Below are 14,595 nucleotides of genomic sequence, written 5' to 3'. Positions count from 1 at the left end.
CGCGCGACGAGGCTCGTTCATCGCCGCTCCTCCCCGGGCACGGCCGCGGCCGCGTCTCGTCCGGCCCGCGAGGCCTGCAGCAGCGCCACCGCGGCGACCACTCCGGCCAGCGCGACCCCGAACACGGCCAGCGCGCCCAGGCTGGCGCCGCCGACCGGGTCCAGCGCCTGCGGCACCCCGGACGTCGCGGCGCGGGCCAGCACCGTCACCGTCAGCGCGGCGACCACCACCCCGCCCGCCGCGCCCGCCACCATCGCCAGCAGCCCCATGCCGGCCTGCTCGATGCGCCGCGACCGCGCCTGCTCCGACGGCGCCACGCCCACGACGCGCAGCACGGCCAGCTCGCCGCGCCGCTGCCGCCGCAAGGTCGCCGCCGAGGCGACCGCGCCGATCGCCGTCAGCACCACCGCCGCCACGGCCACCGACCAGAACGCCGGCACGACGTGCCGGGCGAGGCCGTGGTCGAGCAGCCCGGAGCGGACGGTGTCGCGGTCGGTCACCTCGGCCGCCCCGGCCAGTCCGGCGTCCTCGACCGCGGCGGCCAGCGCCGCGGTGTCGCCGCCGGAGGCGCTCAGCCAGACCTCGGTGATCCGCTGCGGCCGGTCCGCGACCCGCAGCAGCGTGGCCGTGACGCTGGGGAGGTCGGCCACGAACGCGACCGGACCGGCCACGCCGGGCACGACCGGCACCTCCTCGACCACCCGCGCGTCGAGCCGGGCGCCGACGACGTGCAGGGTCACCGGGTCACCGATCCGAAGGCCGAACTGGTCCAGCGCGTCTCCCGTAGCGGCGACGGGCACCGGCTCGCCGGTGGCGGCCGGCGGGGTCAGCCGCACGGTGGCGCCGGGCCGGAACGCGACCGTCGCGGCCGACAACGGCGACGCCGTGCCGGGCTCGGCGGCGTCGACGCGGTAGCTGGCCTCGGCCTGCGGCTGCCACACGCCGGCGCCGTCCAGCGGCACGTCGGTGGCCGTCCCGGACGCGTCGACCGCGCGCACCGCCGTCACGGCCGGCTCGCTCTCACCGGCCACGGCGAGGGCGAGGTCGGCGGCGACCACGGTGCCGAACCCGGCGGGCACGGCCGCAACGCCGTCCTCGACGACGGCCTGGGCCAGCACCCCGCCGGAGTCGGCGACCAGCAGCGTCGCCGCGGCGACGCCGGTCGCGTCGACCTCCAGCCGCTCGGTGCCCTCGGGCAGCTCCAGGCCGGCCAGCGGCGGCTCCGCGGGCGCGACCGCGGCGGCCACGCGGCCGGCGGGGAACACGTCGTCGCGGCCCTCGACGACCTCGCTCAGGCCGGCGGCCGGCAGCGCCAGCAGCGCCGTGCTCTCGTCGCCGATGCGGGCGCCGGTGGACAGCACCCCGACGGCGTCGGCGGCGCCGTCGACCTGCCCGTACGGCAGCGCCGACTCGGCCGGGCGGGCCGCGGTCAGCGGCCCCGCGCGATCGAACGTCACCCGCACGTCGGCGCCGGAGCGGACGTCGGCGAGGTCTTCCTGCAGGCCGGTCCAGGTGGCCGAGTAGGACGCCGCGAGCACGCCCGCGCCCGCCGTCACCACCACGAGCACGACCACCGACGCGTACACCGGCAGCCGGCGGGTCACCTGCCAGGCCGGCAGCAGCAGCCCGAGCCGGCGGCGCCCGGCCAGCGCCCGCTCGGCCAGCGCCAGCGGGAACGGGACGGCGAGCAGCGCCAGGGCGGCGCAGGCCAGCAGCGCCAGCGCCGGACCCGGGGTGGCGAGCAGATCGGCGCCGCCCGTGCCCGACGCCTCGCCGTAGCGGCGCAGCTGCCAGATCGCGACCGCGGCGGCGATCAGCGCGACGGCGGCGAAGCTCCAGCCGATGGCGCCGGTGGCGCGGCGGCTGCTGAACGCGACGGTGTCCTCGACCCGGCGGCGGGCGGTCGCGGCCGCCCCGGCGACCAGCAGCGCGAGCGTCCCGGCGGCGACGCCGGCGGCACACCACGCGGCCACCCCGGTGTCGACGGCCGGCCCGCCACCGGCGCGCAGCGCGGCCACCGTCGCGGCGGCGCCGAGCGCGGCCGCGGGCACGACCACCGCGACCGACTCCAGCACCGACCACCACACCAGCTGCGCCGCGGACAGCCCACGCGAGCGCAACAGCGTCGTCTCGACCTCGCGGACCACGCCCAGCAGCCGCGCCACCTGCGCGCCGGTGACGATCGCGACGGCCACCAGCACGACCAGCGGGACGGCCGACACGCTGGTGCCGCGCGCGACGTCGGCGTCCAGCGACCGGGCGGTCGCGGCGAGCTCGCCGCTCACGGCGACGCCGCGGACGTCGACGCGGTCGTCACCCTCCAGCGCGCCCGGCAGCCCCGGCAGCGCGCCGGCCAGCGCGGCCACCTGCCCGGGGGTGATCGCGTCGGCCTGCGGCGTGACGCGCCAGCGCACCCGCGGCGACGACTCGACGGCGGTCAGCGCCTCCTCGGTGACCACGAACGGCCCGTACGCGGAGCCGTCGACGCCCGTCACCTCGATCGGCTCGCCGAACCAGAACGGGTCGTCGGGGTCGGCCGGCAGCCAGGTGCCGGTGACCTGCACGAGGGTCTCGCCGACGGTGATCTGGTCGCCCGCGGCCAGGCCCAGTGCCTCGGCGGCGGTGGCGTGCAGCGCCGTCTGGGTGACCCGGCCGCCGTCGGCCGGCCAGGCGCCGTCGACCAGCTCCGCGTGCTCGTCCAGGCCCTCGTAGACGGTCAGGACGCCGCGCGCGTCCTGGTCGCTGCCGGGCACGGCCAGGGCGTCCTCGCCGCCGGCCAGGCTGCGGTACGCCTCCATCGGCGCGCCGCCGGACCGCGCCGCGACGACCTCGCGGACGGCGGCGTCCTGGTCGGCGGGGTCGGGCGCCAGCCGGGTGACGACCTGCACGGCGGCCTCCGCGGGCGGCGCAGTGCGCAGCGCCTCACGGACGCCGTCCTGGCTGGCCACGACCAGGTAGCCGACCAGTCCGGTGGTGACGGCCGCGACGACGAACGCCCAGGCGGCCACCGTCGCCACGACAGCGGCATGGGCGCGGGCCCGCTTGATCCGCATCAGCCGTGCTCACCGGCCCGGTAATCGTTTCCCCCACGCATGATCGGCACAGACTACCCGGGACGACGCAGGGCATAACAGGCCACAGCAGTCGCCGAGGCCACATTGAGACTGTCAACCCCGGCCTGCATCGGGATGCGCACGCGACGGTCGGCGGCCGCCATCCAGCGTGCGGACAATCCGTGCCCCTCGCCGCCCACGAGCAGCGCCGTCCGCTCCGCCGGAACCACGTCGGAGAGGTCGACGGCGTCGTCGGCCGGGGTGAGCGCCAGCGTCTCGAACCCGGCCGCGGCCAGCGCGGCGGGCGCGTCGTACCACTCCTCGACCCGGGTGTACGGGACGGAGAACACCGTGCCCATCGACACCTTGACGGCGCGCCGGTACAGCGGGTCGGCGCAGCGCGGGCCGAGCAGGACGGCGTCCCAGCCCAGCGCCGCCGCGCAGCGGAAGATCGCGCCGACGTTGGTGTGGTCGACGAGATCCTCCAGGACGACCACCCGCCGGGCCGCGGCCAGCACGTCGTCCATCGGCGGCAGCGGCCGGCGGTGCAGCGACGCCAGCGCGCCGCGGTGCACGTGGAAGCCGGTGACGCCCTCGATGACCGGCTCCGGCGCCACGTAGACGGGGACGTCGCCGGCCGCCGCGAACACGTCGGACAGCGCGTCGACCCAGCGCGGCGCCATGAGGAACGAACGCGGCCGGAAACCCGCGGCGACCGCCCGGCGCACCACCTTCTCGCCCTCGGCGAGGAACAGCCCGTGCTCGGCCTCCAGCGACGTGCGCAACTGGACGTCGCGCAGCGAGACGTAGTCGGCCAGCCGCGGGTCGTCGACCCCGGCGACCTCGACCACGCGCGGGCCCGTCATCGCAGCACCAGCACGACGACGGCGACGGTGCCGACCACGACGATGACGATGCGCAGCACCAGCGGCGACAGCCGCCGGCCGATCCGCGCGCCGACCAGCCCGCCGGTCGCGGCGCCGAGCGCGATCAGCCCGGCCACCGCCCAGTCGACGTCGGCCACCACCATGAACACCAGGCCCGCGACCAGGTTCACCAGCCCGGCCTGCACGTTCTTGACGGCGTTGAGCCGTTGCAGCGAGTCCGACAGCGCCAGCCCCAGCACGGCGAGCAGCAGCACGCCCTGGGCGGCGCCGAAGTAACCGCCGTAGACCGCGGTCAGCAGCACCAGCAGCCACACCACCGGCCCGCCGTGCTCACGTCCGGCCGGGCGGTCCTTCAGCCGCCGCGCGATCCACGGCTGCGCGGCCACCAGCACGCAGGCCAGCACGATCAGCACCGGCACGATCGCCTCGAACGCGCCGGGCGGCAGCGCCAGCAGCAGCACCGCGCCACCGGCCCCACCGACGACCGCGGCCAGCCCGAACCGGATGATCCGGTCGCGCTGGCCGCGCAGTTCCTCGCGATAGCCCCAGGCCCCCATGACGGAACCCGGGACCAGCCCGACGGTGTTGGACACGTTGGCCACCACGGGCGGGTAGCCCAGCGCCAGCAACGTCGGGAACGTGATCATCGTCCCGGAACCGACGACGACGTTGATCGCACCCGCGGCGAACCCGGCCGCGACGATCGCGACGACGTCGAGCAGGCTCACCCCGCCGGAGGCGCGGGCGGTGCGGGCGGCGGCGTGGACGGCGGCTCGTCACCGGGGTCCTGGGTCAGGTCGCGGCCCAGGGCCGGGCCGTTCGCGCCGTTGCCCGCCGGGCCGCGCTCGTCGCCGGACGCGCCGTCACCGGCCGTGGCGTCGTCGGCCGCCGAGTCGTCGGCGGCGTCCGCGGCGTCGTCGGGCCGGCTGACGTCGGGCTCGGCCGGCGGCAGCGGCTTGGTCGGGTCGGACGCGACCTCGGCCGCCTCCAGCGCCCGCCGGACCTCCTCGGCGGCCGCGGCGGCGGCCGCCTCGCCCTCGGCGGCGGCCTGCTGCGCGGCGGCCTCGATCTCCTCGGCGGCGTTGTCGTCGGCCGGGATGGCGCCCGGCGCGAAGCCGGAACCGAACCGCCCGACGGCGTCGCCGAGGCCCTCGAGCGCCTTGCCGAACTCGCTCGGCACGATCCAGACCTTGTTGGAGTCGCCCTTCGCGATCTCGGGCATCATCTGCAGGTACTGGTAGGCCAGCAGCTTCTGGTCGGGGTTGCCGCGGTGGATGGCGTCGAACACGGCGCCGATGGCCTTCGCCTCACCGTCGGCGCGCAGGATCTGCGCCTGCTTCTCGGCCTCGGCGCGCAGCACGGTCGACTGCTTGTCGCCCTCGGCGGTCAGGATGGCGGACTGCTTCTGGCCCTCGGCGGTGAGGATCTGCGACTGCCGCACACCTTCGGCGTTGAGGATCGCCGCGCGCTTGTCGCGGTCGGCGCGCATCTGCTTCTCCATGGAGTCCTGGATGGACGGCGGCGGGTCGATGGCCTTCAGCTCGACCCGGTTCACCCGGATGCCCCACTTGCCGGTGGCGTCGTCGAGGACGCCGCGCAGCGCGTTGTTGATCTCTTCACGGCTGGTCAGCGTGCGCTCGAGGTCCATGCCACCGATGACGTTACGCAGCGTGGTGACGGTCAGCTGCTCGATGCCCTGGATGTAGTTGGCGATCTCGTAGGTCGCCGCCTTGGGGTCGTTCACCTGGTAGTAGATGACGGTGTCGATCGAGACCACCAGGTTGTCCTGGGTGATCACCGGCTGCGGCGGGAACGACACGACCTGCTCGCGGAGGTCGAGCAGCGGCAGCACGCGGTCGATGAACGGCACGACCACCGTCAGGCCCGGGTCGAGGGTGCGCTGGTAGCGGCCCAGCCGCTCGACGATGCCGGCCCGCGCCTGCGGCACGATGCGTACCGACTTGGCCAGCGTCACCAGCACGAAGATGGCCAGGAGTATGACGACGAGGAGAACGAAAATCTGACCGGCTTCCATGAATTGACCTTCCGAGTTTCCGTGGCCGGGCGAGTCGCGGCAAAACCTATCAGTGCCGGGTCTATCGCGGGTCGGCCTCGAACACGAGCGCTGTCGCCCCCTGGATCTCGATGACGTCGACGTCGCGGCCGGCCTCGATGACCGAGGTGCCGTCGTAGCAGCGGGCGGTCCAGATCTCGCCGGCGAGCTTGATGAGACCGCGCTCGGAGTCGACCGTCTCGACGACGACGCCCTTGCGGCCGACCAGCGCGGCGGCGCCGGTGCGGGTGCTGCCGCTGGTGCGCAGGTGCCGCTTGGCGACCGGGCGGACGAACCCGAGCAGCGCGACGCTGACGGCGATGGCGATGACGATCTGCAGCCACAGCGCGTCGATGCCGACGAGCGCCGCCACCGCACCGGCCGCCGCCCCGCCGGCCAGCATGAGGAAGATGAGGTCGACCGTGGTGGTCTCGACGATGCCGAGGACGAACGCCAGACCGAGCCAGGCGACCCAGTCGTGTTCGCCGAGCCAGTCCAGGAAGTCCTGCATGGTCTCAGTCTATTGGGTGACGACGGCCTCGCGCGCGCCGGAAACCGCTCGGGCGGACCAGCGGCCGTCCTCGTACCGCACCCGCAGCGCCAGCCCGAACGCGGTGCTCAGGTGCTGGTCGGTGAGCGTCTCGGCGACGGGACCGGCGGCCACCACGCGGCCGCCGGCGAGCAGCAACGCGTGGGTGAACCCGGGCGGGATCTCCTCGACGTGGTGGGTGACGAGGACGGTGGCCGGCGAGGCGGGGTCGGCGGCGATCTCGCCGAGCGTCGCGACCAGCGTCTCGCGGCCGCCGAGGTCGAGGCCCGCGGTGGGCTCGTCGAGCAGCAGCAGCTCGGGGTCGGCCATCAGCGCGCGGGCCAGCTGGGTGCGCTTGCGCTCGCCCTCGGACAGCGTGCCGAAGGTGCGCGCGGCGAGGTGCCCGATGCCCATGCGCGCCAGCAGCCAGCGGGCCCGCTCGGAGTCGAGGTTCTCGTACGACTCGCGCCAGCGGCCGACGACGCCGTAGGCGGCGGTCTGGACGACGTCGAGGACGGATTCCTGCCGCGGGATGCGCTCGGCCAGCGCGGCGCTGGTGATGCCGATGCGCGGGCGCAGCTCGAACACGTCGACGGCGCCCATCATCTCGCCGAGCACGGCGGCGTAGCCGGTGGTCGGGTGCAGTTGCGCGGCCGCGATCTGCAGCAGGGTGGTCTTGCCGGCGCCGTTCGGCCCGAGGATCACCCAGCGCTCGCCGTCGGCCACCGACCAGGTGACGTCGTCGAGCAGGCGGCTGCCCGAGCGCACGAGCGTGACGTCGGCAAGTTCCAGCACTTCGGACATCGCGTGGACGGCTCCCTCGGGTGCGGCGGACGAGGCCCTCGACGCTGCCCGCCTCAGAACCCCCGGACGACTCTAGCGGGCGGGTCGTAGGCTCTTGAGTCATGGTCACCCTCCCCCGCTCCGCCCGCCTCGCGGCGTGGGGCACGGCCTGGCTGCGGAACGAGGCGAGTCTCGACGACGTCGTCGACCGCGTCCGCGCCGACGACGAGCCGCACGACGCCGTCGACGTCCCCGGCGCCGCCACCGCGACCGGCCTGTCCGAGGCGCTGCTGGCGCTGCGCGAGGCCGGCGCCACGGCGTTCCTCGTCGCGCTGCCCGCGCCCGGCGACCCCAGCGGCCTGGGCGGTCCGGCCGACCTCAACGGCTACGCGGTCGACGCCGGCGAGGCGGTCATCGCCGACGGCGCGCCGTACGCGCTGGTGCCCGACGTCCGCACGTTCGGCCCGCCCGGCGACCAGGGGCACATGGTCACCTGGATGGTCCGCCCGGCCAGCCCGGCTCCGGCCGCCCCGTCGCTCGCCGACACCGACAAGGAGCTGACGACGGCGCTGCTGGCGGCCGGGTCGATCCTCACCGACCTCGACGTCGCGTCGTGGCGGCCCGAGGTCGAGGCGCTGCTCTCCGACATCCGCACCAACCGCCAGTCCGACCCGCTGCCGCGCGCGTTCCCGCCGCAGGCGCAGGCCGTGGCGGCGCGCGCGGCCCGGCTGCTGGCCGTCGTCCGGTTCGCGCTCGGCGACGACGGCGGCGCCGTCACGACGTCCGAGGCCACGTCGCGGCGGGCGGCGCTGACGCCGCTGGAGCGGGCCTCCCGGTCGGCGCTGGCCGCCGCGTGCAACGCGCTGGCCACGCGATAGCGTTGCGGCTTGCGATGAGCCTGCCACCGGAACCCCCCGCCACCACCCTGCTGGTCACCCTCACCGGACGCGACCGGCCGGGCCTGACCGCGCAGCTGTTCACGGCGCTGACCGCCCACGACGTCGAGGTGCTCGACGTCGAACAAGTCACCGTCCGCGGCCGCCTGGTCCTCGCGGTACTGCTGAACCCGAAGTCCGCCGACGAGCCCGCCCTGCGGCGCACGCTGGCCGATCTCGCCGGGCTGCTCGGCGTCGAGATCGAGGTCTCGGCCGGCCACGGCGACCGCCGCCGCCCGCCGGGCCGCGCCCACATCACCGTCCTCGGCTTCCCGCTGCGCCCGGGCGCCGTCGCGGCGCTCACCGACGCCGTCGCGAAGGCGGGCGCGAACATCGACCGCATCGTGCGGCTGGCGTCCTACCCGGTCACGTCCATCGAGTTCGAGGTGTCCGGCGCCGACCCCGCCCGGCTGCGGGCCGACCTCGCCGCCGTCGCGCTGGCCGAGGGCGCCGACGTCGCCGTTCAACCGTCGGGGCTGCTGCGCCGGGCCAAGCGGCTGGTCGTCATGGACGTCGACTCCACGCTGGTGCAGGGCGAGGTCATCGAGATGCTGGCCGCCCATGCCGGGGTGCAGGACCAGGTGGCGTCCGTCACCGAGCGGGCGATGCGCGGCGAGCTCGACTTCGCGGCGTCGCTGCGCGAGCGGGTGCGGCTGCTCGCCGGGCTGCCCGCGTCCGCCGTCGCCGAGGTGCGCGACGCCGTGCAGCTGACCCCCGGGGCGCGCACTCTGGTGCGCACGCTGAAGCGGCTCGGCTACCGGTGCGCCATCGTCAGCGGCGGGTTCTCGCAGATCACCGACCCGCTGGCGGACGAGCTGGGCATCGACTACTCGGCCGCCAACACGCTCGAGATCGACGGCGACGTGCTGACCGGCGGGCTGGTCGGGCCGATCCTGGACCGTCCCGGCAAGGCCGCCGCGCTGGCCCGGTTCGCCGCCGCCGAGGGCATCCCGCTGTCGCAGACCATCGCGGTCGGCGACGGCGCCAACGACCTCGACATGATCGCGGCCGCCGGGCTGGGCGTCGCGTTCAACGCCAAGCCGGTGGTCCGCAGCGCCGCCGACACCGCCGTCAACGTCCCGTACCTCGACGCGATCCTCTACCTGCTGGGCATCAGCCGCGACGACATCGAGGCCGCCGACGCCGCCGACGGCACCCCCACGCCCGCTCCCCCGGTGCGCTAACCCCGCGCGACCAGGTAGCCGACCAGCCGGAGGCCGCCCGGGTCGACCGCCGACCAGTCGCCCTCGACGGTGAACACCGCGACCGACGACGTCGGGAATCCGGTGCGCATGCGCGTGGTGTCGCCGACGGTGGAGTCGCCGTCGTCGAGGGCGTTGGCGAGCATGCCGATGCCGGGGTTGTGCCCGACGATCGCCGCCGACCCCGCCTCCGGCGGCAGCGCCCGCACGATCTCGAGGAGGTCGCCGGCCGACGCGTAGTAGACGTCGTCGGTGACGACCGGGTCGGGCGCGGCCGGCAGTTCGGCGGCCAGCAGCTGGTACGTCTCGCGGGTGCGGAGCGCGCTCGACACGACCGCGACCTGCGGCGCGACGTCCTGCGAGCGCAGCCAGCGGCCGATGACCGGCGCGTCGCGACGGCCCTGGCCGGCCAGCGCCCGGCCGTGGTCGGCGCGGTCGTCGGGGTGCTGCGCCTTCGCGTGCCGGATGAGCACGAGGGTCCTCGCCATCCATGCAAGCTTAGGGCTCCAGTACCCTGCGGCAGGATGGGGTCGCCCGCGATGGCGGGCATAGCCACGATCGTCCCGATCTGGTAAGGATTCGCTGTGGAGATCACCGTGCCCGATGCCGATGCCGACGCCACCGTGCCCGACGTCCCGCCGCCGCCAGCCGCCCCCGACCCCGCGGCGCCGCCGGTGGCCAGTTCGCGCGCCGATCTGCGGCACCGGCTGAACACGGCCACGGCCGGTTTCGAGGCGCCGCTCGCCGCCATCGACATGGAGGCGTGGGACGTCAACGCCGCCGACCTCGTCAGGCGCGCGGCGGGCAAGCCCATCCGGGTGGCCAGCAAGTCACTGCGCAGCCGCATGCTGCTGCGCGACGTGCTGGGCCGCGACGGCTTCCACGGCGTGCTGGCGCTGACGCTGTCCGAGGCGCTGTGGCTCGTGGGCACCGAGCTCAGCTCCGACGTCGTCGTCGGCTACCCCACCGCCGACCGCCGCGGCCTGGCCCGGCTGGCCGGCGACGACGAGCTGGCGGCCGGCATCACGCTCATGGTCGACGACGTCGCGCAGCTCGACCTCGTCGACGCCGTGGCGCCGACCGACGGGCGGGTCGAGATCCGGGTCTGCCTCGAGCTGGACCTCTCCTGGCAGCCGCTGGGCGGGCGCATGCGGGTCGGGGCGAAGCGGTCGCCGCTGCACGCCGTCGACGACCTCGTCCGGCTGGCCCACGCGGTGCAGTCGCGGCCGGGGTTCCGGCTGGTCGGCGTCATGGGCTACGAGTCGCAGATCGCCGGCGTCCAGGACGCCCCGCCCGGGCGCGGCTGGCGCGGGCGCATGGTGCGCTCCATGCAGAAGCGGTCGTGGGCCGAGCTGTCCGAGCGGCGGGTCGAGGCGGTCGAGGCGGTGCGCAAGTTCGCCGACCTCGAGTTCGTCAACGGCGGCGGCAGCGGCTCGGTCGAGCGCACCGTGTCCGACGTGTCCATCACCGAGGTCACCGCCGGGTCGGGGCTGCTGGCGCCGCGGCTGTTCGACGGCTACACCAGCTTCTCGCCGCGTCCGGCGGCGTTCTTCGCGGTGCCGGTGGTGCGCCGGCCCGGGCCGGGCGTCGTCACCGTCCAGGGCGGCGGCTACGTCGCCAGCGGCGCCGCCGGCGACGACCGCCTGCCGGTGCCGTGGCTGCCCGAGGGCCTGACGCTCGACAAGGACGAAGGCGCCGGCGAGGCGCAGACGCCGCTGCTCGGCTCCCCCGCCGACGACCTCGCCCTCGGCGACCGCGTCTGGTTCCGGCACGGCAAGGCCGGCGAGCTGGCCGAGCGGTTCGACCAGTACTACCTCGTGCGCGGCGAGCGGCTGGTCGACACCATCGCGACGTACCGCGGGGACGGCAAGACGTTCCTCTAGTGCCGGTTCTGACGTTCGACGACCTGGCGGCGCGGGTCCGGTCGCTGCCGCCCCGGGCCGGCGCCACCATCGTCGTCGCCGTCGACGGGCCGGCCGGGTCCGGCAAGACGACGCTGGCCGGGCGGCTGGCGGCGCGGCTCGACGACGCGCCCGTGCTGCACATGGACGACCTCTACCCCGGCTGGGACGGGCTCGCGCACGCCGCTGCCGCCGTCGCCGCCGAGGTGCTGCGGCCGCTGGCCGAGGGCCGTCCGGCGCGGTACCGGCGGTGGGACTGGCAGGCGGACCGCTGGGCCGGCTGGGTGGACGTCCCGGCCGTGCCGGTGCTCGTCGTCGAGGGCTGCGGCAGCGGGTCCACGCCCGGCGCGCCGTACCTGTCGCTGCTGCTGTGGGTCGACGCGCCGCACGACCTGCGTCAGGCCCGCGGTTTCGAGCGCGACGGCGACGGCTTCCGGCCGCACTGGGCGCGCTGGGCCCGTCAGGAGGAGGCGCTGTTCGCGGCCGAGCGCACCCGCGAGCGGGCCGACCTGCTTGTCGACACCGCGTCGCCGGTCCCGCACGACCCCGCCCGTGAGGTCGTCGCCACGGCGGCGAGCGGATAGCGTTGGCCGTGTGCGCGTCGTCGAGCTGAACATCTACCCCGTCAAGTCGACGCGTGGGCAGTCGCGCACCGAGGCCGAGGTCGAGCCCTGGGGGCTGGCCGACGACCGCCGCTGGATGGTCGTCGACGACGCCGGCTACGTCGTCACCGCGCGGGTGTGGCCGGCGCTGCTGAGCGTCACCGCCACGCCGCTGGGACGGGGGCGGCTCCGGCTGGAGGGCCCGCACGCGGCGCCGCTGGAGGTCGACGCCACCGGGACGCACGAGTACGTGCCGGTGCAGATCTGGAAGAACACCCTCGACGCCGTCCGGCCCAGCGCCGCCGCCGACGCCTGGTTCGGCAAGCTGCTCGACCACGACGTCCGCCTCGTCTGGCTCGACGACCCCACCCGGCGGCCGGTGAACCCCGCCTACGGCCTGCCCGCCGACCGCGTCTCGTTCGCCGACGCGTTCCCGCTGCTGCTCACGACCACCGGGTCGCTGGCCCGCCTGAACGACTGGGTGGTCGAGGAGGCGCTGCTGCGCGGCGAGGACCCGCCGGCCGAACCGTTGCCCATGCGCCGGTTCCGCCCCAGCGTCGTCGTCGACGGCTCCGACGCGTTCGCCGAGGACACCTGGTGCCGTCTCCGCATCGGCGACGTCCCCTTCCGCGCCGTCAAGCTGTGCGACCGCTGCGTCCTCACCACCATCGACCCCGACACCCGGGCGCGCGGCAAGGAGCCGCTGCGCACGCTGGCCCGGCACCGCCGCTGGGACGGCAAGGTCTGGTTCGGCATGAACCTCGTCCCCGACGCCCCCGGCCTCCTCTCCCTCGGCGACGCCGTCGAGGTCACCGCGGGCTAGTCCGGGTTCGATGCCGGCGTGACGCTCACACGACGGGGAATGATCTGGCGCAACGTGTCGCCGACCCGGACGACGCCCACCACTGCACTGGTGGTGATCAGCACGTGTCCGAGGCCCTCGTCGGCCAGCGCCCAATCGAGTATCGGCTGCTCCAACCGGGGATCGTCCGGCGGCCCGGTGTTCCAGGACTCGCACGTCCGAGGCTTCGGCCCCGTGCACAGGTTGTCGTAGAACCGGTCGTCCTGCCAGATGGTCAGCGCGACCTCGATGCGGTCCGCGTTGACGTACCGCGCACGGATCTGTGACGGGTCGTTCCCCTCGAACTCCACCCGGGTCAGCGGGCCGAGCCCCGTCACGGCCTCGAGGGCCAGCTCGATGTCCGGCCAGGCCCGGAGCGTCGCAGCCAGGTCGAACCCCGACGTGAGGTCCGCGGCGTCGGCGCGGGCGCCGACCTCCCAAACCGCCTCCACGATGCCGTTCGCCTCGTCGGACGTCAGCGTCTCGGCGAGGTCTCCCTCGGTCCGCCTGCCGTCGGCGGCCTCGATGGGGTCGCGCATCCACGACACCATGGCCGACGCGCTGCCGCCTTCGGCGATGGCCACTCCCAGGGTCGGCCCGGCGTATCCGAGGACGCGCCAGCGACCCTGGTCGTCGTAGCCCTGCGCGCAGGAATCCCACCGGGCCACGCCGTCGGGGATCTCCACCGGTGTCGTGCACGGCTCGAACTCCGGCAGGTCGGGCCGGGCGTCCTGGAGGCGGACGATGATGTGGAACGCGACGTCGTCTCGCTGCACCTGGAGCTGCATGACCGGCTGGAGGGTCGGGTAGTACTCCTGGTGCAGCACCTGGAGGTCGGCCGGCAGCGCGTCCACGACCGCCGACGGCAGGTCGGCGGACGTCACGCCGCTGGTCTGTGCCTCGGCCTCCTGCGTTCCACCGGTCAACCCGCCGGGTTCGCGGGCCGACGACCGTGCGGCGCCGTCGTAGGGCCAGACCTGGTCCTCGGGCGCCGTGCCGCCGGCCGCCGCCGGTGCGCCGTCGTCGGGCATGAGCGACGGCCCGATCAGGCCGAGCGAGCCGGCCGCGAGGACGCCGACGACGCCGGCGGTGATGCGGCCGCGGCGGCGCCTGGCCCGGCGGGCGCGGCCGCGGGCGATGTCGTCGTCCGGCGACACCATGCGGTCCGGCTCGTCGAGGAGCGCGTCGGCGAACAGTTCCCTGAGCGCGTCGTCGGTCATCGCGCCTCCCTGATCGAGGCGAGCTGGGCCGGGCCGAGCACCTCGCGCAGCCGGTCCAGGCCGCGTGCCGACTGGCTCTTGACGTTGCCGGTGCTGCAGTCGAGCAGCTCGGCCACCTGCTCGACCGCGAGATCCTCCCAGAACCGCAGCACGAGCACCGCCCGCTGACGCGGCGGCACCGCCGCGAGCGCCGTCATGAGCCGCGACCTGGTGCCGGGGTCGCCGGCGTCGGCCGGGTCGTCGCCGCCGGGGCGGTCCGGCACGACGGGGACGGCCTGCTCGCGCCGCCACGGGCGCCGGGTGCTGTCGACGTAGGCGTTGAGCATGATGCGGCGGGCGTACGACGGCGCGTCCTCGCGGCGGCGGACCCGGCGCCAACTCAGGTACAGCTTCGTCAGGGTCTCCTGGACGAGGTCCTCGGCGGCGTGCCAGTCACCGGTCAGCAGGTACGCGGTGCGCAGCAGGCCACGGCGCCGCACCAACACGAACTCCCGGTACGACGCCTCGTCGATCGCCATGCACCGCCTCCCCCACGCACTGACTGCGCCCGTCACCCCTAGGACGGTAGCGGAGGCGTTCCGGGTTGCAT

At 75.3% G+C, this 14,595-nt stretch carries 12 protein-coding genes and 2 pseudogenes; 5 read left to right on the top strand and 9 right to left on the bottom strand.

Annotated features, from left to right (window positions below; all coding sequences use genetic code 11):
* Positions 1-17 precede the first annotated feature (17 nt).
* The 6 genes and pseudogenes from BLV02_RS10420 to BLV02_RS38530 all read right to left on the bottom strand — a co-directional run.
* The gene (locus tag BLV02_RS10420; protein ID WP_069112908.1) at positions 18-3,053 is read right to left on the bottom strand and encodes a hypothetical protein; all 3,036 of its coding nucleotides are present in this window, start codon (positions 3,051-3,053) and stop codon (positions 18-20) included.
* 53 nt (positions 3,054-3,106) lie between these two features.
* Positions 3,107-3,919, bottom strand: a complete 813-nt coding sequence (locus BLV02_RS10415) for a TrmH family RNA methyltransferase (protein WP_069112909.1) — start codon at positions 3,917-3,919, stop codon at positions 3,107-3,109.
* Positions 3,916-4,668: a sulfite exporter TauE/SafE family protein gene (locus tag BLV02_RS10410; protein WP_069112910.1), complete on the bottom strand. Its 753-nt coding sequence runs from the start codon at positions 4,666-4,668 to the stop codon at positions 3,916-3,918. The genes BLV02_RS10415 and BLV02_RS10410 overlap by 4 nt, the downstream gene beginning before the upstream one ends.
* 320 nt (positions 4,669-4,988) lie before the next feature.
* Positions 4,989-5,975 (bottom strand): annotated as a pseudogene (locus tag BLV02_RS10405) (SPFH domain-containing protein); the annotation flags it as partial.
* A 61-nt stretch (positions 5,976-6,036) separates the two neighbouring features.
* Entirely contained in the window at positions 6,037-6,504 is a 468-nt protein-coding gene (locus BLV02_RS10400; protein ID WP_069112911.1) for an NfeD family protein, read from the bottom strand.
* A gap of 297 nt (positions 6,505-6,801) precedes the next feature.
* Positions 6,802-7,326: pseudogene (locus BLV02_RS38530) on the bottom strand (ABC transporter ATP-binding protein); the annotation flags it as partial.
* A 101-nt stretch (positions 7,327-7,427) separates the two neighbouring features.
* On the opposite strand from BLV02_RS38530, the gene BLV02_RS10390 reads away from it, so the two are divergent.
* Both BLV02_RS10390 and serB read left to right on the top strand, forming a co-directional pair.
* On the top strand, positions 7,428-8,183 hold the full coding sequence (locus BLV02_RS10390; RefSeq protein WP_069112913.1) for a hypothetical protein: 756 nt from the start codon (positions 7,428-7,430) through the stop codon (positions 8,181-8,183).
* A 14-nt stretch (positions 8,184-8,197) separates the two neighbouring features.
* Positions 8,198-9,424 carry a phosphoserine phosphatase SerB gene (serB, locus tag BLV02_RS10385; protein ID WP_069112914.1) on the top strand — a complete coding sequence of 409 codons (1,227 nt, stop codon included), beginning with the start codon at positions 8,198-8,200 and terminating at the stop codon, positions 9,422-9,424.
* Here the strand turns inward: serB and BLV02_RS10380 are convergent.
* Complete coding sequence (locus tag BLV02_RS10380; protein ID WP_069112915.1) at positions 9,421-9,930, bottom strand: SixA phosphatase family protein; 510 nt, start codon at positions 9,928-9,930, stop codon at positions 9,421-9,423. The genes serB and BLV02_RS10380 overlap by 4 nt on opposite strands.
* A gap of 186 nt (positions 9,931-10,116) precedes the next feature.
* On the opposite strand from BLV02_RS10380, the gene BLV02_RS10375 reads away from it, so the two are divergent.
* The 3 genes from BLV02_RS10375 to BLV02_RS10365 are packed head-to-tail and all read left to right on the top strand — an operon-like array spanning position 10,117 to position 12,768.
* Positions 10,117-11,325, top strand: coding sequence for a type III PLP-dependent enzyme domain-containing protein (locus tag BLV02_RS10375; RefSeq protein ID WP_069112989.1), 1,209 nt, complete (start codon positions 10,117-10,119; stop codon positions 11,323-11,325).
* Entirely contained in the window at positions 11,325-11,927 is a 603-nt protein-coding gene (locus tag BLV02_RS10370; RefSeq protein ID WP_069112916.1) for a uridine kinase family protein, read from the top strand. The genes BLV02_RS10375 and BLV02_RS10370 overlap by 1 nt, the downstream gene beginning before the upstream one ends.
* Before the next feature lie 10 nt (positions 11,928-11,937).
* Positions 11,938-12,768 (top strand): MOSC domain-containing protein, encoded by an 831-nt coding sequence (locus tag BLV02_RS10365; RefSeq protein WP_069112917.1) that lies wholly within the window; start codon positions 11,938-11,940, stop codon positions 12,766-12,768.
* On the opposite strand, the gene BLV02_RS10360 is transcribed toward BLV02_RS10365, so the two are convergent.
* Both BLV02_RS10360 and BLV02_RS10355 read right to left on the bottom strand, forming a co-directional pair.
* Entirely contained in the window at positions 12,765-14,006 is a 1,242-nt protein-coding gene (locus BLV02_RS10360) for a hypothetical protein (RefSeq protein WP_069112918.1), read from the bottom strand. The two genes, BLV02_RS10365 and BLV02_RS10360, sit on opposite strands and share 4 nt — an antisense overlap.
* Complete coding sequence (locus BLV02_RS10355; protein WP_069112919.1) at positions 14,003-14,524, bottom strand: SigE family RNA polymerase sigma factor; 522 nt, start codon at positions 14,522-14,524, stop codon at positions 14,003-14,005. Before BLV02_RS10355 ends, BLV02_RS10360 begins: the two co-directional genes overlap by 4 nt.
* Positions 14,525-14,595: the final 71 nt, after the last annotated feature.

It is taken from the genome of Jiangella alba (assembly GCF_900106035.1).
In the GTDB taxonomy this organism is placed as follows: Bacteria; Actinomycetota; Actinomycetes; order Jiangellales; family Jiangellaceae; genus Jiangella; species Jiangella alba.
This window is presented reverse-complemented; position numbering and strand designations above follow the sequence as displayed.